The sequence below is a fragment of the Leuconostoc falkenbergense genome, from assembly GCF_014634805.1.
GTDB lineage: Bacteria > Bacillota > Bacilli > Lactobacillales > Lactobacillaceae > Leuconostoc > Leuconostoc falkenbergense.
This window is the reverse complement of the sequence record NZ_BMBS01000003.1, coordinates 44,252-62,975: the sequence shown is the minus strand read 5'-3', so window position 1 is coordinate 62,975 and position 18,724 is coordinate 44,252. Positions and strand designations below refer to the sequence as shown.

The window sequence follows — 18,724 nt, the reverse complement described above, 5'->3', positions numbered from 1 at the left end:
TCGTCAACGCACTCCTTGCTAAATTAAGAAAATTGCTTGGTGCTCTCCTAATAAATTAGTTTGAAATCATGTAGCACATCGTAAATTTCAATCGCTACGAGGTCGATATCATCAAATTGGAATTGTCGCACCTCTCGATGTTCTCGAACAGTCCATATTTGCGTTAATTGGTCATAAGTAACTTGTAGTGCCTCAATGCCAAATGCATCAAAGCGACGCGTTTGAACGGCATTATCGGTTGAATCGATCATCGCTCTGAGTCGGTTTAAGATTTGTTTCAAATCACTTGTGTGACGTGTGTCATTGTCCATGCGCTTACCTCACATTTTTTCGCGCTGGTATTATATATGCAATGATACCAGCAAATATACCAAAATAATACGTAATTAATCGCCAAATCAAAATGACTAAAATCAGCGTAGCTGAATTTTCAACGAATGGTGAAAACAGGAGCTGAAAACTTAACTCGGCACCACCAACACCACCAGGGATTGGAAATAACGAAATAACCATAACAATCATAATATTCATTGTGACAATTAGCCAAGGATTTACCGAAGCATAACCGAACGCACGAATGACAAAATAAGGAATCAAATAAAAAACAACCAGCTGCATCATCGTAAATATTGATGAACCGACTAATGATTGCCAACTACTAATTACTCGTCGTGACTCTTCATGAAAGTTATCAATTTTTTGTTTCGTCGTTGAAATAACACTGTCAAACCGTTGTTTTGACATAACGCGTTTAAACAGTGGGGCCACAAAATCGACTAGACGTAAAGTCAAAGATGGCCAAAACATCACCAAGGCAATACCCACAATGACAACCGCGTGAATAGCAATCGCAAATGGAATGAATGTCGCAAAGGTTGGCGCAACTTGTGAATAGATGAAATTATCTGCCGCAACATAACCTACTATAAAGAATAGCACGACAACGACTTGGTAGACTAAAAATTTCATTAAAATAACAGACATTGCCCGACCAGATTCAACACCTGCCCTCGCTAATCCGTACAATTGAGCGGGTTGCCCCCCAGTAGCAAAAGGTGTTACACCTGTACCTAATAAGTTCAGTAAAGGTACACGTAGTAAGGCGAAAAACGAAGTGTTTTTTCGGTCCGTTCTGTTCAATAGCACTCGTGTTGCCGCGGCTTCAAAGGCAATTGACACAATCATCATCAAGAGACCGCCCACTAACCAGCGCCAATCAAGATGTTTCAGTGCTTCTTCAAGCTGCTTTCCTTTGCCACTTAATTCCCGCGTTAAAAAATAAATAACACCCGCGGTTAAAACGGTCACAATAATGATTGATAATCTATCACGTTTTAACATTGTTAAGACTCACTTCCCCAATAAATTCGTGTAAACAGCTTTTAACTGTTGACCAATTTCCGGTAAATTACGAGCTTTTGCTAATTGATACCCCTCATCTCGCAAATCTGTTAATTCACCATTTAATATTTGTTGCATTTTACTTTCAAATTCATCAAAACTGTGCGCTTTGTAACTGTTTATCCCATCCTGTAACCAATTATGATAAACAGGAATGTCACGCACTAACACATTTTGCTTTGATGCTAATGCTTCGAGCACAACAATACCTTCAGTTTCTTCATAAGATGGATATAAAAATAAATCCGCACCTTGAAAGGCGCCACGAATCACATCACCGGTAATGTAACCGGGGAAAATCAAGTTTCGTGGATGATCCCCCTTAATGAGGCGACTAATTTTACCCGGCACCAATCTTAAATCAGTATAGCCAAACCAAATAAACACATACTCAGGGTGGCGTTTTGCCAATTCAACAAAATCTAAAATACCCTTTCGCTCAAAAAATAATCCAACGCTCATGACTACTTTCTGTTCATCCGACAAATCAAAATAATCTCGGAATTGACGGATTTTTTCGTCATCATGTGCATATTTTTCCAAAGCTATACCATTTGATATTGGTATGATTGGTTGGCTTAGCCGATAGCCACGTAAAAGTTGCTTAGAATATGGCGTTGGGGTGATAATCGCATCAGCCTTCGAATACAACGATACTAAATAACGTTTAAACAACGGCGCAATCATGTTAGATCCAATAAATGAGTTACGAAAATCCTCATAGGTAGAATGGCCATGATAAACCACTTTTTTCCCCAACTTATGTGCCTTATTAACCATGTGATGACTCTCAACACCATAAGTATTAATGTGCAAAATATCATAATCTGTCGACTTAGGGTCAGTTGTGACAACCACGTCAGTATGTGATAGCGCTTCTTGCTGTAATTTCAAGGCACGACCTATACCGGATTTTGCAATTAACTTTTGATTTTCAAAGTAAAGTAAAACTTTCAATTAACTTCTCCTAAATGGATTGCGCAAGATACGCTTCATGTAGCCGACCTCTTCGTCATTGGGATACTCGTCATCAACATCATCAGCGTGATAGTCGGCCAAGATATCTTGATAAAAAGCTAAGACACGTTCAGCAAATTTTGTGGCATCAACATCTTTCATTTTAGCTTGACGAACTTGCTCATCTGCCAATGTATTAGGTCGTTCAAGATATTTTTGAACCGCTGCCAACAATTCATCATAATCACTAACTAATGTGCCAATTGCTTCATTGTCAACTAAATTATCCAAGTATGGAGAATAAATCGCCACAAAAGGACGATTGGCAGCCATAGCTTCAATAAATGTTAAGCCTTGCGTTTCCGTGTCTGATGAACTGACGAATACATTTGCCATTTGGTAATAATCGCCAATATCTTCGTGATTAACCATCCCTGTAAAAATAACTTTATCTTCTAATTCAAGCTCTGCCACTTGCTCAAACAGAGATTTTCTAGCTGGTCCATCACCGGCAATTACTAAACGCGCATCTGGCATCACTTGCAGCAACTCTGAAAAAACCGAAATTGTCATGGCGACATTTTTTTCAAAAGCCAATCGACCTAGAGACAAAATGATTGGTTGTGTATCATAAAAATGATAATTATGTCGCAAATTAACTTGTGTAGAGCGACGCTTCGGTAGTGATACGCCGGTTGGTATAATTCGCATTGGTACTGTAATACCATAGCGTACCAGTGTATCTTGTACTAATTTAGAAGGTGCAATAACGCCAGCCATACTCATCATATAGGCTTTCATGATGCGACCCACACCATTTGGTCCAATGAGCATTCCTTTGGCAAAATAATGTGTGTAATCCTCATACATTGTATGATACGTGTGCACAGCCGGAATTTTGAGTTGTCGCGCCACAAATTTACCCAACAAACCAAGTGAAAACTCAGTTTGTGTGTGTACAATATCAAGTTGGACCGACTTAGCAATTTCAACAGCTTGAATTAAACCACGAAAAGCCAATCGTCGATCCTTAAAACCGAGATATGGCACACTTGAAAAACGATAAATATGTGGTTCAAATTTATTTTTAGGCACTTTGGGATCCGTCGAGGTAAATATGTAAACCTGATGTCCTTGAGCTTCTAATGCCTCTTTTAAAGTTTTGATTGAGGTCGCAACCCCACTGACTTGTGGGAAATACGTGTCCGTAAACAAACCAATGTTCATTGTCTCCTCCAAAAATTAAACGCACGCTAAACGTACGTATGAAACGCAATAGTAATAGTATAACATTTTAAGCGTTTTCCTTCCAATAATGACCCATTTTTAGCCTTTTTTACCATCGCTTATTCTCCTAATCAAAAGCCACTAATTTTTCGAAAAATTAGTGGCTAAACGGATTTATTCAAATACCATTTGATTATGATACAATTCGGCGTAAAAGCCACCTTCAGCAACTAATGCTTCGTGGGAGCCTTCTTCAATGACTTGTCCATCCTTTAAGACGACAATCTTATCAGCACCCAAAATCGTTTTCAAACGATGTGCAATCACGAAACTTGTCCGTCCAGCAATAACATTATCCATTGCTGCTTGAATTCTTGCTTCTGTAACTGTATCAACGTTTGAGGTTGCCTCATCCAAAATTAAAAATGATGGATTTGTCAAAATTGTTCTAGCGATTGAAAGCAGTTGCTTTTGACCAGTTGAAAATATCGAGTTTTCATCATCTACTTTGGTTTGATAAGTATCAGGCAATGTCATGATAAAATCGTGAATATTAGCCTGTTTGGCAGCATAGATCATCGCTTCGTCACTAGCTTCAGGATCCCCAAATTTAATATTATCAGCGATTGTGCCACTAAATAGCACAGAATCTTGTAACACAATACCAACATGATCCCGCAACGACTTAAGATCTAGATCACGGACATCAACACCATCGAATGTAACAGAACCTCCTGTCACATCATAAAAGCGATTTAATAGATTCATCACGGTTGTCTTACCAGAACCAGTTGGCCCAACTAGTGCGACCATTTCACCTTTTTGAACATCAATTGAGACACCGTGCAAGATTTCTTTATCTTCTTGATAGGCAAAATGAATATCCTTCAACGCAACATTAGATGCAACGCCAGTCAATTTTTGACCATTGACCGGTGTGACTTCTTCGACTTGCTCATCAACATCACTTAATCGACGTGCACCAGTAACAGCCAGCTGAAGCATGTTATAAATCGACGTAATTTGCGTAATCGGCTGATAATACTGCTGTGAATAATTAACAAAAACTACGATCAAGCCTAAGCCAACTGACTTATCCATACCATCATGCACAACCAGCCACGAACCGAAGAATATCACGATTGCCAAGTTAAGTAAAGACAATCCTTGCATCAGAGGAAATAACATACCTGAGTATACTTGACCCTTGAAAGTTGCTTGTTTGACAGTTTCATTATGTGGGGCAAAACCAGCAATTGAATCTTTTTGTAATCCTTGCGTAATAATGATTTTTTCACCATTAATTTGCTCGTTGATGTAGCCGTTCATTTTACCAGTGGCGTCTTGTTGTTGATCAATATAGTGACGTGCACGACTAATAACAAACCATGCGACGATAATTGCAACCGGTGTTGAAGCCATTGTTACCAATGCGAGCTTCACATTTTGATTAAACATCATCAAGATAACACCGACAAATAGGGCAAATTGTGACAATAACTGGAAAATAGCTTGGTTCATCGCATTGAAAATATTATCCAAGTCAGACGTAAACAATGACAAAATTTCACCGTCTCGATGTGTATCAAAATACTTAATTGTCATCCGCTGCAATTTGGCAAACAAACCAATTCGCATACGACCAGAAGCTTCCGCACTAATGCGACTGGAAATAAAACTTGAAATGAACATGGTAATCGCAGTCACAACGAAGAACAACATCATCAAGCCAAGTGCTTTGTAAAATGGCGTCATGCTGGCAGTTTGATGCGTCTGAGGATTCATGTATTGTCCAACATAATTAGCCAATTCCGTAATAGCTTGACCCATATAAACTGGTGCTTTAACTTCAAAATAAATAGAAATGACTGTTACAACCGTAACAAAAGCTAAGCTGAGCCAATAACGCTTAAGATATTTTGCAAAATAGACAACCGCGCGTTTAATATCAGTCATGCGTTCGCTCCTTTCGCTTTCTGTGTCTCATAGATTTCTGTATAAATAGGAGATGATTGCAATAATTCTTGATGTGACCCAACACCAACAAGTTGCCCATTATCAAGCACCAAAATGCGATCTGCGTGTAATACGGAGCTAATTTTTTCAGCAATCACAAATGTCGTGGTACCTTTCAAATCACGATCAAGCGCTTCTTGCACTAATTTTTCAGATCGCGCATCCAAGGCGGATGTTGAATCATCAAGTATCAAAATTTTAGGATTTCCGACCACGCCACGCGCAATTGATAAACGTTGTTTTTGCCCACCGGAAAAATTGGCCGAACGTTCTTCAACCTCGTGTTCAAAGTTATCATCTTTTGATGATTGTAGTGGTGTCATTTCTGAAGTATCGGGCACACGCTTGATGAACAGGAATAAAATTGGAAAGGCAATCAAATAGACCAAAAATGTCGCACGCCATCCAAATGCTAGTAACAAGCCTGCTAATAAAGTCAAAACTGCTTGTCCAACTTGCTCAGCAGCCGCACGATAACCTAACATCGCCGCGCGTGTTTTACCATTGTACATTACTGCAATCATGGATACTGCCAATGAATTAAAAATGCCTAGTCCAGCGCCCAATACTGTTCGTAAAACTAATATAATGGCATACGAGTCAGTGAACATTGGCACAATACCAGCTAGACCCACTAACGTCACACCCAAAATAATAGTGTTTTTGTCACCAAGTTTTGCTGCTATGAAGCTGCTCAAGAGTACAAAAACCGTTACCGTGATAGACGGTGTTGTTGCCAAAACCTGCGCCTCTGTCGATGAAATGTGCAATGCCTCAGTCATTTGTGGCAACGCACCGTTAATAGCATACGCACTTGTCAAGACAAATGAAATGCCCAAAAACGCAATCTTAGTGAGCAGGCTATCTTGTTTAACCATGTTATCTCCTTCAATTATGATAATCACTTACCATAATATTGTAACCGGTTCCACTCTAAAATGTCAATCGTTTATCAAATTTTTGTGAAGAAAATAACAATGATGTTTTCAGAAACAATTGTGAAAAAATCATTGCTAAAAGGTTTATTTTGTTTCTCAATAAAAGTAAAGAATTTTTAAATATATCTATTTTTAGGAAAAAATGGTGTCAATGTCATTAAAGTGAGTCACTTTCAAACCATTATTATCCAAATCAAAGACAGCAACTGCACCATTTCGAGGACGCTGGGCGCCTTGCAGATGGCCATAGTGTTGCGCTAAGTTACCAATCAATTGGCCGTGAGTCACAATTAAAATATTATCATTGGGTTGATGCTTAGCGTTTAAGTGACCCAGTGCGCCGGACATACGTTGCCAAAAATCAGCGGCAGTTTCGCCAATATGTTGCGGATCTACTTCATGAATTTTGTTCATGATAGCCGTCATATCATGTATTGATTCAGCAATCGCATCAGGCGTTTTTTCGCTAACATCGAGCGCATCAGCGACAGCGCCCCACATAATATCGTTGCTACCACCTTCAAAACTCCCAAAAAAATATTCACGCCATTCGGGCAGAAACTTCAGTTGTGGTGTGGAATTATTGTTTTCAGCCAAAACAAACTCAGCCGTGTGGATAGCACGCGACGTATCTGAAGAATAAGCAGCATTGAATTTGACATTTTTTAGTCGTTGGCCAGCCATTTGACCATCTTTTTCACCTTTTTTAGTAAGTGGTGTATCAGCCCAACCTTGTACTTTGTTTAATTGATTAAAGATGGTCTGCCCGTGACGTACAACGTACAATTTCATAATATTTGCCTTTCTAAGTGGTAAATTTTAGTGCTCAGCATTATTAACTTTCGCAGCAAAATCAGGTAGCAAACTTTTCGCCAAATCATATAATAATGCTTTGTGGATGAAAGTTTCATGGAAGATGTCTGGTAAAATTTCAGTGGCTAAATACTTAACACTCGCCATTGATTGATACTCAGAAAGTGCTTCTAAACTGCTTTGGAAAATTGAAACATAGACTGGTTCTGGATTAAACTTTTCAAGTTCGCCATACGCTTCATACATCAGGTCAATTTTATCAGCAATGGACAAAATTTGTCCTTCAATGCTGTCGTCTTTACCTTCTCCAAGCCGTCTCGTATAGGCTGCTTGAAATTGCGCTGGAATTTCTGTTTTGATAAAATTTTCGGTCATTGAATCTTCTACGTCAGCTAACATTGACCGTAAGGTTGAGGTCGCATATTTCACGGGTGTTTTGATATCACCGATAAATCGTTCTGTGTAATCATGATTCAAGGCTTTTTCATAAACCGATTGCCAATTAATTTTGGCGCCATTTTGTTCCTCAACATCCGCTAGAAACTGCGCGATTTGAGTCACTTTCCAAGAGTGCGCCGCTACGTTGTGGGGTTGATATTTGAAAAATCCCGGCGCGCGATTAATGAGCTCTAGTTGTGTCATGCCCATAAAGTATTCATGCATTGGCATTATTTAATTGTCCTCCTCATCCAAATTGTCTTTAGTATAACGCAAATCTATCTCTGGTGCATGTGCCACTCCCTTATTATCAACCTTCAGTAGTCCAATCATCACAGCAATAATGCTACTTTTTCTCGAATAAGCAATGTACATTGCCTGCCACGTAGGAGAAAATTTATTTTTGTAGTGATGTAAGCCTTCAAAAGAATAGACTTTGGATCCAAATTGATAGACTAAGTTAGCTAATCGCTCACGTCCAAAGCTTTGTCGATGAAGCCCGACATTGGCTAAGGGTGACATGCCTAAATTAAAAGTTTCATAGTTTTGTGCCTTTGCATATTTGAAGACATTAACAAAAAGGACATCCATCACCCCATTAGGTGCTGAAGCAGTGAAACGCATTAAGTCAACTGCCATCTGCTTTTCTGTGTGTGAAACAACTAATGAAGCAAACGCCTCAATGCGATCATCTTTTTCCAAAATGGCAACCTCGCCACGTTGCAAATAATTAGGGTCAAAAAAGCCTAACGAGTAACCTTTTTCATCACGACCGGCTAACCATTCATCACTAATTGCCTGCATTTGTGTGAGGACGGCTGGGCTGAATGGTGGTGTCAAAACTTTGAATTCAAAGCCAGCGCGACCAGCTTGATTTATTTCTGAACGAATATTTTGCATTTTTTTGCCAGCCGTTGAAAAATCAGCCAAATTAACATGCGCCTCTTCGCCAAGTTTGAAAAAGTCATAGCCAAACTCATGAGCTAGCATCGCCACACGCTCACTAACCTCATAAAATACTGGTACATAACCAAGTCGATCAGCTTCTTCAACAAAAGCTTGCATGGCTTCAGCAAAATAATGTGACTCCCCAAATGGATCGCCCATCACCATGGCCTTATTATTGACTAATCTAAACTGCAACCCAACAACATCATGTTCCTTAATTTGGTAAAAATAAAGTCGCTTATCACCCAAAAAAATCAAGCTGGTATAGTGATTGTCACCGAGTGATAAGACTTCTTGTACGCGCATTTCATCAAATTCAGTGCCCAATGGTCGTTGTTTGGCATGTAAAAATTGTGCTAGCAGCCAAACAGAAATCGCAACAATTGCTATCGTAACGGCGCCTAACCACCACCAGTGTATTGATGGTAAATGACCAACATGAATAAAGTGGCGATGAATACTTGGCACATGCATGAAGCCTAACATTAAGTAACCGGCAATCAAGGCACCCCATATCACACCATCAACTGTTTGCTCTTCCCACGCGTGTATAAATTGTGACCGATATAACGTTTTTTTGCTAAAAATAACTGCCATTAATACCAAACCAATCAAAATCAAAGGTAATAGATGGCGATAGAAAAATAGCACATATACAACCGTCAAACTTAGAACAATAATGGTTGACTGATAAGCACGCGCCACACGATTAGCTACGCCACGTGCATTCATCAAAATCAAGAATCCCAATAAAATGCTAGGTAACTGATTCGCCAGCGCATAAGTAATAGGCCACAATCTAAGTTGGTTAAATAATGGTATTCGCTCAACGATTTGAGGCATCGTACCAGATAGCACTAGTAAAATACCAGATAAATAAAGTGCAATCGTCACCAAACGATGTACCACGGCTTGCGCAACATAATGTGGTACACCACGAAAATTATTATTTATCTGCTTTGATAGCCGGAAAAATAACAAGCCCAGCGCGCTCAATAGCGGCACCAAATTAAAGGTCACACGATATAAAATTAGCCAAATGACACCATCCACGCGAGATATGCCAAGCAAACTAATTAGCAATAAAACCGCGACTTCAAAAGCACCCCAAGTACCCGGCGCCATTGAAATCAACGCAATTGTACTAGCAATAACAAAGACGATTAAAATATTTAACCAGCTTAATTGAACATTAATGATAATGCCAATGATTAAAAACAAAATCATTTGTGCACTCACAGCAACCACAGCATTTAACATTAACTGTCCTGCAACTGGCCATGTCAGCCCGTCCCAAGCTTTCAAACGTGAACTTAACGATACTGCCAAAGCCGCCATGCCGACGATGATTAATACTGCCAACCAACCAATTTCATCGGCAAAATAATGACTGTGCCAAACTAACAAATCAAACAAAACTAGCACTGCCAATAGCAATAAACCAGTTTGTCCCAAAAAATACATTTGTACAAAGGGCTTAACACCATTCTTTCGTGTTTGGTCGCTATAAAAAATACGCCGTAATAACACACTAAAGACACCAAAAAAACCAACGTTAAGGTTGATCACATTAACGAGCCATGAACGCTGTAACAACTCACCATTTGTCAATTGATACCCTTGCCAGCGACTTAATATTTGGTCGTTATACAATGTCGGTATCACCGCTAAAAAGCCAAGCAAAATCAACAAAGCGGCTTGCCACCATGCCACGTCATTAATACTTGACCAAATTGCCTGCCAAGTAATCTCACGCGTCATAATGATTAATTGTGTCACCAAAATCAACGTAATGGTCGGAATCACCAACCGCAATAATAAGTTTTTAAATTTTTGCATCATTTCCCCCTATTAAAAATGGTGCCACCAATTGCGCAAACTTGCGTGGGTTCGTGTAAGTGACAAAATGCCCATGTCCCTTTAAAATCATGACTTGTGCATGTGGCATTATTTCAGCAATATGTTCGATATGACGACGCTTGACTAGATCAAACTCACCAATGACTATCAAAGTAGGAATGGCTAAATCCGCCAATTGCTGACAAGTAATATTAAGTGGTTCACTCATCACATGTAATTGTTGGTGGCGACGTTTAGCATAAGCACTGACTGGTGCCATTGCTGCAGTCGCAACTTGCGCAACATTGTCTCCCCACCAGAGAATTTTGTACACACCTTCCGAAGTCAAATTAGGTGCATTGAGTACCAAACGTGCCACATGCTGTGGATATTGTATGGCATATTTCATAGCAATATTAGCACCATCGCTGTAACCTAAAATAACCACTTTGTCGAGATGCAACGTCGTACGAATTTGTTCAATATCACTAATTAAATCAGTAATCTTAATATCCGGTTGTGTATTATTAGAGCGACCATGCCCTCTTGAGTCAATCGCAATGACATGTAAATGTGCAGCATAGATTGGTAATTGACGCTTAAAGTAACGCGCAGAGCTACCATTGCCATGCAATAGCAAAACAGTCGTTAGCGTGTCATTTCCATATTCATCATAAACAATTTTTGTACCATCAGGCATAGTCAAAACGTGTGTTTTCATATTTTCTCCAAAATAAAAGGAAGCTTTCGCTCCCTTTTATTATACCGTTAAGAAAATTTACTTGCTATCTGATGGCTTATCAGTATCATCAGTAATCTTTTCTGTTTCTTCAACTGTTTCGGCTGGCTTTAAGTCATCAACTGTTGGCTTTTCTGCTACTGGTGCAACAGGGTTTTTGATTGTACGAATTGCTGACAATTCAAATGTCAAAATAACACCTTCAGCGTCTAAATCAACTGTTTTTGCAGCAGTATCTACGCTATCAACAATCGCATGTAAGCCGCCAATTGTCACAACTGAACTACCTTTTTGCAAACTGTTTTGCATAGTTTGTTGTTGTTCACGTTGCTTCTTTTGTTGGCGTGACATAAACCAAAACATTGCCACGATAATCACCAATGGCAAAATCAAATTCCAAGACATGTTATATCCTACTTTCTTCATTCTGTGGTCATATTTTGAGTAAAGCCCATAATTTTACTAGTATCTCTATTGTACCAAATTTAAAAAAGACGTGCATTTGGTTTGTTGTAACCGTATTCTTCCATGACTGTCTCACGGAAAGCTAGTAGCTCATCATTCTCGATTGCTGTACGCATATCTTCCATGAATTGCAGTAAGAAACGTAAATTATGTTCTGACGCTAATTGTGCACCTAGTAACTCATTGGCGTTAAACAAGTGGTGTAAGTATGAGCGTGTCAGATTCTGGAATGGGTTGTAATCCGGCAAATCATATTGTGCTAAGTTACCAAATTGTTCACGGCGAATTGGATTAGGTGAGTAATAACTCAAATCTGGATCCAATGGTGTGAAATCATTTTTGTACTTTGAATTTTTGATGACGACGCGACCAAAGCGTGTCATTAAGGTACCTTTACGACCAATTCGAGTGGGCAAGACCGAGTCAAACATATCAACACCGCGAATAACACCGTCAATCAATGAATCAGGTGCTGCCACGCCCATAAGGTAGCGAGGCTTGTCTTCTGGCAACAGTGGCATAGTGAAATCAAGCACGCGGTTCATTTCTTTTTTAGATTCACCAACTGATAAGCCACCGACTGCATAACCGGGCAAGTCCATGCCAACTAAACCATTAGCAGACTCTGTACGCAATGCTTTAAAACCAGCGCCCTGTACAATACCAAACAAGGCTTGTGTGTCAGGATTTTTGTGGGCAACTTGCGCACGTTCTGCCCAACGTAATGATCGTTGCATTGATTCCTTGATGTATTCATAAGTTTCAAAATACGGAATGGCTTCGTCAAGTTGCATCATGACATCTGAACCCAAATTATTCTGAATTCTCATTGCCACTTCAGGTGATAGAAACATCTTGTCCCCGTTGACGTGATTTTGGAAAGTGACGCCTTCTTCTTTGAGCTTACGAGCGTCAGCCAATGAGAAGACTTGGAAGCCACCTGAATCAGTCAAAATGGCTTGGTCCCAACCCATATATTTGTGTAACCCACCAGCTTGCGCAATTAACTCATCCCCGGGACGAACCCATAAGTGATAGGTATTGCTCAAAATAAATTGTGCACCAATATCTTTTAATTCACGTGTACCAACACCTTTGACAGCACCTTGTGTGCCAACCGGCATGAACATAGGCGTCTCAAATGTGCCATGCGGCGTGTGGATACGGCCTCTGCGTGCGCCGGTGTATTTCTCGGTATGCAGATGTTCATACCACACTGCCGGATGTTCTGATTTTGCCATTGTTATTTCTCCGTATTTAGCAAGTTATCTTTCTGTAAATCAATCTTTTCAGTTAATTAGTTACTTTACTATTGTACGTGAAAAATCCGAACATTGTCAAACGCAACTGCAACAAAAAAAGGCAACTAGGTGTTAACGTAAACGTTATTAACCGTTATGTTGCCATGCTGACACTGATAAAAATAAGTCATTATAATCGTAGTCGGTCCAATCTTCCGCCACGAAAACATAATCACGAGTAATCAGACTGTCATCATTATTTGAAATAGTGAGTTGCTCATAGCGCACATCTAAATCTGTCGAATCATCACAACGAATTGTCACCGTAGGATTGTCTGTCAATGTGATAAATGTGCCAGTAATAGTTGGTATTGGATTGCTACTTGATCGCTGCGCATAAAATAATTGCGTACCATTCTGATCAGTAATAGTAACTTCTATGGCATAACCTGCTTGCGTTGTCATCGTCACTAAACCAAAATAACCAGCTGGAAATTCAAGCGTTTCAGTTCTAATATCTTTCATCATCATCTTGTACCATTCTAATAATCACCTTTACAGTATCTGTTGTGTTCTGGCTATCCATCACCGTTATTGTAATTGTTGTATCGCCGCCAAACGCAATGGGTTGTCCATAAATCACACCAGTTGTCCCATGACAATATAAGCCACATGGCAAACCGTGACAACTATAATTTATCTTGCCAACACCGCCATCAACCGCTATTTTTTGTGCAAAAAACTGTCCTTTTTGAAAAATAATGATTTTAGATAATGGTCCAATCTTAAGTGGTGGCGAAACCGTCGCACAAATATTTAAACGTACTGTTAAAATATCATGACCATTGATTGTGCTCACTTGCACATCATGAGTCTGCGCAAATGGCGTTGCCGTTCCATATAATTCACCAGTCGTTTCATTAAACAGTATCCCCCCCGGTAGTTGCCCGGCAACTATTTGAAATGTCACATTTGGATTAACTTCATTGTCCGTCATGTAAGCAATCACTGTTGAATAAGGAACACCAATATAGATGTTAGCAAACAATTGCCCACGAACAAATCCATCCATCACAATTAAAGGTGTAATTGTGAGATGAAATCCATCTCGTGTTCATTTATTGGTGCTGTTTTCAAGCCTCGATTTGTTTGTAATTGTTTTATCTTTGAAGCTTCTGCAGCCCCAAACAGCACACGTAAATCAATGTCAACAACATCACCACTTTTGATGCCAAATTCAGAAAATGAGTACTTACAATTATAGTTATTACCAGTCTTCACAACTGGTAATTCAACCTCATTGCTAAACGCAATCCCATTATGCGCTGTGACTCTTAAATAGGCCACGCCTGATGGCGCAAGGGTAACATTTGAAAAGAACAAAGCGCCTTGATTATAATTCAATTGAAAATAAGAACCTGATTTAACATTTTCAGAATCAACAACTAAATTTTTAAAACTCGCAGTATAAATCATGCCGCCAGCCGCCAGAGCATTTCCTCTAAAAGTGGTGGGTTCGTTAACTGGCACGACTTGCACAAATGTGTCAACTGGATAATGTGAATTCGTATAAAATGGTTCAATATAACCTTTATCAGTTGGCCCAATGAGCAAGCTTTCACTCATTGGGTCATCACCCTTGATATCATCAACATTAGCACGGGTAATCTCGAGTGCATTTTCAGAGGAGCGATTGAACAAAAGATGATCAACCTTACCAGTTGTTTCATTTTTACTTGTGATAAAAGAGCCATCACCGATTGATAAGCCAGTGTCAGATAATAAGTGTGTCTGTCCATCATGGTCAGTGTAGCACATAGTTAAGCGTCCCGCATTGGTATCAGACAATGTGCTCGCAAAAGCGCCACAAATCTTACCCACCATTGCACCGGCACCCAATATTGTTCCTAGAATTCCCATAGTTTCTCCTTTTGTGATAATTTAAGCTAAAATTTACTTGTATCCCACTCAATATATTCGTTCAAGTAGGCTTTATGATCCCAATTAATTAAGAAGCTATTAGAAGACGAGTACAAAACTGGTTGCCACGTATAGACTGCTGGAAAACTAAATGACACACCCAGTTTATTTTGTACAAAGTCTGGATAACCGAATCCTATTGCACTCGTGACCGCTGCTAGCCAGTTTAATTGTCTGGCGTCAGCATCGCTTGTCAGTACGAAAGTGTTGCGATAAACATCTGGTCCACTAGGTGGATTCGGATTATCATCACTCATATCTGCCACACCAGCATCATTGTAGTGCACCCAGTGACGTGGGTCAAAATTCATCTTAATTCTTATATTCCAAAAACCTTTATCTAAACGTAAGTTGTGCACTTGACTAAACATTTTTTGATAAAATGTTTGAACTAAACCGTTATTTTGTGACCATAGTGATTCAATGTTTTGCAAACACCATGCATTGTAATCGTCGCTCAAAGTGGCAGCTGTTGCCTTATGATTGACCGTTGGACTGACTTCGCCAGCATATAAAGCGCGTAAGAAAGTGCTTATCAAATTTTCTTTCTGTGACTTATCATAAGCCGACTTTACAATGCCCCCTACTATATCATCCATCGTCTGCCAACTAATCGAATGACAGATGTGCATACTAACACTATTATCAAAAAGCTTCTCAACTGCTGATGTGAAGTTCGGTCGTCCTTCAGTAATAACTAATTGGCCATCGTCATCAAAGTAAATCTTTTCAGCAATTGATATGATGTTGTCATTCATGAACTCTACCTCATACCAGAAAAAGACTACTCTAATCGAATAGTCTTCTAAGCATTATGCACCCTCTGTCAAAGTCCAAGTCACTTCAGATGTCAATGCCTTGTCAAGAGCATTTGTCAAATTACCACTACCTGTCAAGTCTAAAGTAAAGTCCTTAGAGCCATAGTTAAAATTCTTGTCAGATAAACCACGTGTTGTTGGCGCAGACGTACCAGTAGTAACAAAATCTTGAGCAGCTGTAATAGAAGTACCATCATACTGAATTGGCAGGTTAGCTGCTGTCGCTTGCGTTCCACCATTGATCCAATCACCTGTTTGTTGCACTGTAATACCATAAGTGCCAGTTGGATTAGCTGAAGTTTGGCTCAAAACAACCTTACCTGTTGCTTGGTTTGTAGCCGTAGGTGTGAAATCAGCAACGCTTGCCAAGTCAATTGTGCCAAATGTAATGTCATCTGCACTATCAATTGACAGTGCACCTGTTTCATCAGAAAATGTCACAGTTCCATCTGAAGTTTCAGCACTAACAGTACCAACAAGTGGGGCTGCACCTAACATTAATGCCAAAGCAGCAGTGATTGTCTTTGTGTAAATCGTCATAATATATACCTCTTCCTTTTATGTATATTGTGTTACCGCGAGAACACTCTCACTTCTTCACAAGATTATTATCTCTAAAATTTGTGAAGATATACGGGAGAACTGATGAACTAACAGTGAACAAAATCGTTCAGTTTGTGACTATTCTTTGACTACTTGGCGGGCACTCTTGATATGACTGAAACCGTTATCATTCTCGCTTATTCAGCACTATAATAACGGTTTTTATTTTTTTAATTTTTAATCAAATTCTTGAGAATGATATGATGACTTACCCTATTACAATACCTGATGAACAATAGAAAAATGATAAGGAGAGAAACATGTTCAAGAAATTCACCACACTGTTCAGTTTGGTTGTGATGATCAGCACTTTTGCTGTGACGCCTATATCAGCTGCCACACAGGCAGCTTCAACGGATACAACAGTATCACAGGCAACAACGGAGCAAAGCAATCACACTGATGTCACTAAAGAAGAGACGACAGCAGCTACAACTTTGCCCGCTACAAGCGACAAGTCTTCACTAATACCAACAACACAGAATCAAAAAGCTACTAATCAAATAACTAATGCACAAGCACAATCTCGTGCGCCTGCTTTGAGAGCCACAGACTGGGGTGACCAGTTCGTGACCCATGCAGAACTCGAAGATGAAAACGGTAATCCAAAAACGGATTTTGGCATTTACGACAATATGCAAGCCCACTGGGACTATAACATTCCCGCAGGAACTGCTATTAAGTCCGGAGATACAATGTCGGTTAATGTGCCCTCAGTATTGGCATTACAATCTGATGTCACATTTGATATCAAAGACGCTGCCGGCAATGTCATTGGTCATGCTGTGGCTGACCATACAACAGGTAAAGTAACAATTACGTTTACTGATTATGCAGAAACATCAGCCAAAAACGGCATAAATGGTGACTTCAATATTTGGGTTCACTGGAATCATAGCCAAGTAGAAGAAGATACAGATGTCCCGATTGATTGGGGAACAAATGGTCAAACTATTCATGTTGACCCTGATGGCAATCCAACACCAGATCCAAATGAAGTTTTGTATAAATGGGGAACAGTTGATTCTAATGATCCAACACTTATTCATTGGACAGTGAGACTGAATTTAACACAAGAAGAAATTAAAAATGGTGTTTATACAGACTTCATAGGCGAAAATCAACAAGTTGTCCATGGTACAGTGGCAGCAATGCATGGTTCTTACAACGCTACTTTTACAGATTTCATAAAAAGTAGTGATGTGCCAGCTGACGCAATCTCCTATGATTCAGACACGCAATTCCATATCAATATTGGTGATTTTAGTGATACCGTTCTAATTAATTATGACTCTCGTGCTACCGATGGCGGTCAATCTTCCAAATATGAAAATTCTGGTCAGCTTACTGGTGACAATATAGAAAAGCAGACCGTAGATATCTATACACCAGATAATGGTGGTGGCGGTGGTGGTGAAACCACTGAAACTGTATCAGGCACGAAAACTTGGCAAGATGATAACAACGCCGAAGGATTACGTCCTGACGCAATCATCGTTGATCTTTACCAAAATGGTGTAAAAATTGATAGTAAGTCCGTTTCCGAAGAGACGAACTGGCAATATTCATTCACTAACTTGCCAAAGTATGATGCCGATGCCAATGCGTATACCTACACCGTCAAGGAAGAAGCAGTTGATCATTACACATCTCAACAAGACGGTAATAACTTTACCAATACACTATCTGATACAACTTCTGTATCAGGTACAAAAACTTGGGACGACCAAAACAACCAAGATGGTAGCCGTCCTGACGCCATTAAAGTTAATTTATTGGCTAATGGTCAAATCATCAATACAAAAACCGTAACAGCCAAAGATAATTGGCAATACAGTTTCACTGATTTACAAAAGTACGATACTAACGGTAAAAAGATTGTCTATACCGTCACTGAAGATAAGGTTTCAGGATATAAGACTGAAGTGTCTGGCTTCGATATTATTAATCATCACACGCCAACACCTACGCCTACTCCTACTCCTACTCCCACGCCTACGCCTACGCCAATTATTCCAGTAGACCCAGTGACACCAGATAAGCCAATTCAACCTAGTGAACCAAAACTCACACCTGAAGCACCTGCTAAGCAAGCTAAGTTACCAAGTACAAGTGCTCAAGCTTTGGCAATTGTGCCACTCGTTCTCCTAGCGTTGGCTATGACTACGATTACACTCGTTTGGTATCAAAAACGTCACAACTAATTGATAAAACTCATCAAATTAATTGATGGGTTTTTTTTTGCATGACCTGCCAACTGTTTTATAATGAATGTAATATACCGATAAACACTACAACGAA

Annotated in this window: 18 protein-coding genes; 1 reads left to right on the top strand and 17 read right to left on the bottom strand. The window is 39.6% G+C overall.

The features are described 5' to 3' along the window. Positions 1-47: 47 nt before the first annotated feature. From IEU71_RS01485 to IEU71_RS01400, 17 genes are all read right to left on the bottom strand, one after another. The gene (locus tag IEU71_RS01485; protein ID WP_004911407.1) at positions 48-311 is read right to left on the bottom strand and encodes a YkuJ family protein; all 264 of its coding nucleotides are present in this window, start codon (positions 309-311) and stop codon (positions 48-50) included. 4 nt (positions 312-315) lie between these two features. Further along, on the bottom strand, positions 316-1,341 hold the full coding sequence (locus IEU71_RS01480) for a lysylphosphatidylglycerol synthase transmembrane domain-containing protein (protein WP_004911411.1): 1,026 nt from the start codon (positions 1,339-1,341) through the stop codon (positions 316-318). Positions 1,342-1,350: 9 nt separating this feature from the next. Next, positions 1,351-2,358, bottom strand: coding sequence for an LTA glycolipid anchor biosynthesis glycosyltransferase, IagA/BgsA family (locus IEU71_RS01475; RefSeq protein WP_004911412.1), 1,008 nt, complete (start codon positions 2,356-2,358; stop codon positions 1,351-1,353). Next, complete coding sequence (locus IEU71_RS01470) at positions 2,359-3,585, bottom strand: glycosyltransferase family 4 protein (protein ID WP_004911414.1); 1,227 nt, start codon at positions 3,583-3,585, stop codon at positions 2,359-2,361. Positions 3,586-3,759: 174 nt separating this feature from the next. Beyond that, positions 3,760-5,541 carry an ABC transporter ATP-binding protein gene (locus IEU71_RS01465; RefSeq protein ID WP_004911416.1) on the bottom strand — a complete coding sequence of 594 codons (1,782 nt, stop codon included), beginning with the start codon at positions 5,539-5,541 and terminating at the stop codon, positions 3,760-3,762. Then, positions 5,538-6,479 carry an MFS transporter gene (locus tag IEU71_RS10240; protein WP_004911417.1) on the bottom strand — a complete coding sequence of 314 codons (942 nt, stop codon included), beginning with the start codon at positions 6,477-6,479 and terminating at the stop codon, positions 5,538-5,540. Before IEU71_RS10240 ends, IEU71_RS01465 begins: the two co-directional genes overlap by 4 nt. Positions 6,480-6,671: 192 nt before the next feature. Further along, positions 6,672-7,331 (bottom strand): histidine phosphatase family protein, encoded by a 660-nt coding sequence (locus IEU71_RS01450; protein WP_004911423.1) that lies wholly within the window; start codon positions 7,329-7,331, stop codon positions 6,672-6,674. Positions 7,332-7,358: 27 nt separating this feature from the next. Further along, positions 7,359-8,021 carry a YfbR-like 5'-deoxynucleotidase gene (locus IEU71_RS01445; protein WP_004911426.1) on the bottom strand — a complete coding sequence of 221 codons (663 nt, stop codon included), beginning with the start codon at positions 8,019-8,021 and terminating at the stop codon, positions 7,359-7,361. A 3-nt stretch (positions 8,022-8,024) separates the two neighbouring features. Then, positions 8,025-10,577, bottom strand: a complete 2,553-nt coding sequence (gene mprF / locus IEU71_RS01440; protein WP_004911429.1) for a bifunctional lysylphosphatidylglycerol flippase/synthetase MprF — start codon at positions 10,575-10,577, stop codon at positions 8,025-8,027. Then, complete coding sequence (locus IEU71_RS01435; protein ID WP_004911431.1) at positions 10,564-11,298, bottom strand: alpha/beta fold hydrolase; 735 nt, start codon at positions 11,296-11,298, stop codon at positions 10,564-10,566. The genes mprF and IEU71_RS01435 overlap by 14 nt, the downstream gene beginning before the upstream one ends. Positions 11,299-11,355: 57 nt before the next feature. Next, positions 11,356-11,721: a preprotein translocase subunit YajC gene (gene yajC, locus IEU71_RS01430; RefSeq protein WP_004911433.1), complete on the bottom strand. Its 366-nt coding sequence runs from the start codon at positions 11,719-11,721 to the stop codon at positions 11,356-11,358. A gap of 80 nt (positions 11,722-11,801) precedes the next feature. After that, a complete protein-coding gene (tgt, locus tag IEU71_RS01425) occupies positions 11,802-13,022 on the bottom strand; it encodes a tRNA guanosine(34) transglycosylase Tgt (RefSeq protein WP_004911440.1) in 1,221 nt (406 codons plus the stop codon). 147 nt (positions 13,023-13,169) lie between these two features. Then, entirely contained in the window at positions 13,170-13,553 is a 384-nt protein-coding gene (locus IEU71_RS01420; RefSeq protein ID WP_233539830.1) for a fucose-binding lectin II, read from the bottom strand. After that, a complete protein-coding gene (locus tag IEU71_RS01415; protein WP_004911443.1) occupies positions 13,534-14,094 on the bottom strand; it encodes a putative Ig domain-containing protein in 561 nt (186 codons plus the stop codon). Before IEU71_RS01415 ends, IEU71_RS01420 begins: the two co-directional genes overlap by 20 nt. A gap of 5 nt (positions 14,095-14,099) precedes the next feature. Continuing rightward, a complete protein-coding gene (locus IEU71_RS01410) occupies positions 14,100-14,942 on the bottom strand; it encodes a hypothetical protein (RefSeq protein WP_004911444.1) in 843 nt (280 codons plus the stop codon). 26 nt (positions 14,943-14,968) lie between these two features. Next, positions 14,969-15,760: a hypothetical protein gene (locus IEU71_RS01405; protein ID WP_004911445.1), complete on the bottom strand. Its 792-nt coding sequence runs from the start codon at positions 15,758-15,760 to the stop codon at positions 14,969-14,971. A gap of 54 nt (positions 15,761-15,814) precedes the next feature. Beyond that, positions 15,815-16,360, bottom strand: coding sequence for a hypothetical protein (locus IEU71_RS01400; protein ID WP_004911446.1), 546 nt, complete (start codon positions 16,358-16,360; stop codon positions 15,815-15,817). A 323-nt stretch (positions 16,361-16,683) separates the two neighbouring features. On the opposite strand from IEU71_RS01400, the gene IEU71_RS01395 reads away from it, so the two are divergent. Then, entirely contained in the window at positions 16,684-18,627 is a 1,944-nt protein-coding gene (locus tag IEU71_RS01395; protein WP_004911449.1) for a Cna B-type domain-containing protein, read from the top strand. Positions 18,628-18,724: the final 97 nt, after the last annotated feature.

Excerpts from the sequence above, each read along its gene's own strand:
- IEU71_RS01485 (WP_004911407.1), bottom strand. The coding sequence starts at position 311 with ATGGACAATGACACACGTCACACAAGTGATTTGAAACAAATCTTAAAC.
- IEU71_RS01480 (WP_004911411.1), bottom strand. The coding sequence starts at position 1,341 with ATGTTAAAACGTGATAGATTATCAATCATTATTGTGACCGTTTTAACC.
- IEU71_RS01470 (WP_004911414.1), bottom strand. The coding sequence starts at position 3,585 with ATGAACATTGGTTTGTTTACGGACACGTATTTCCCACAAGTCAGTGGG.
- IEU71_RS01465 (WP_004911416.1), bottom strand. The coding sequence starts at position 5,541 with ATGACTGATATTAAACGCGCGGTTGTCTATTTTGCAAAATATCTTAAG.
- IEU71_RS10240 (WP_004911417.1), bottom strand. The coding sequence starts at position 6,479 with ATGGTTAAACAAGATAGCCTGCTCACTAAGATTGCGTTTTTGGGCATT.
- IEU71_RS01450 (WP_004911423.1), bottom strand. The coding sequence starts at position 7,331 with ATGAAATTGTACGTTGTACGTCACGGGCAGACCATCTTTAATCAATTA.
- IEU71_RS01445 (WP_004911426.1), bottom strand. The coding sequence starts at position 8,021 with ATGCCAATGCATGAATACTTTATGGGCATGACACAACTAGAGCTCATT.
- mprF (WP_004911429.1), bottom strand. The coding sequence starts at position 10,577 with ATGCAAAAATTTAAAAACTTATTATTGCGGTTGGTGATTCCGACCATT.
- IEU71_RS01435 (WP_004911431.1), bottom strand. The coding sequence starts at position 11,298 with ATGAAAACACACGTTTTGACTATGCCTGATGGTACAAAAATTGTTTAT.
- yajC (WP_004911433.1), bottom strand. The coding sequence starts at position 11,721 with ATGTCTTGGAATTTGATTTTGCCATTGGTGATTATCGTGGCAATGTTT.
- tgt (WP_004911440.1), bottom strand. The coding sequence starts at position 13,022 with ATGGCAAAATCAGAACATCCGGCAGTGTGGTATGAACATCTGCATACC.
- IEU71_RS01420 (WP_233539830.1), bottom strand. The coding sequence starts at position 13,553 with ATGATGATGAAAGATATTAGAACTGAAACGCTTGAATTTCCAGCTGGT.
- IEU71_RS01415 (WP_004911443.1), bottom strand. The coding sequence starts at position 14,094 with ATGGATGGATTTGTTCGTGGGCAATTGTTTGCTAACATCTATATTGGT.
- IEU71_RS01410 (WP_004911444.1), bottom strand. The coding sequence starts at position 14,942 with ATGGGAATTCTAGGAACAATATTGGGTGCCGGTGCAATGGTGGGTAAG.
- IEU71_RS01405 (WP_004911445.1), bottom strand. The coding sequence starts at position 15,760 with ATGAATGACAACATCATATCAATTGCTGAAAAGATTTACTTTGATGAC.
- IEU71_RS01400 (WP_004911446.1), bottom strand. The coding sequence starts at position 16,360 with ATGACGATTTACACAAAGACAATCACTGCTGCTTTGGCATTAATGTTA.
- IEU71_RS01395 (WP_004911449.1), top strand. The coding sequence starts at position 16,684 with ATGTTCAAGAAATTCACCACACTGTTCAGTTTGGTTGTGATGATCAGC.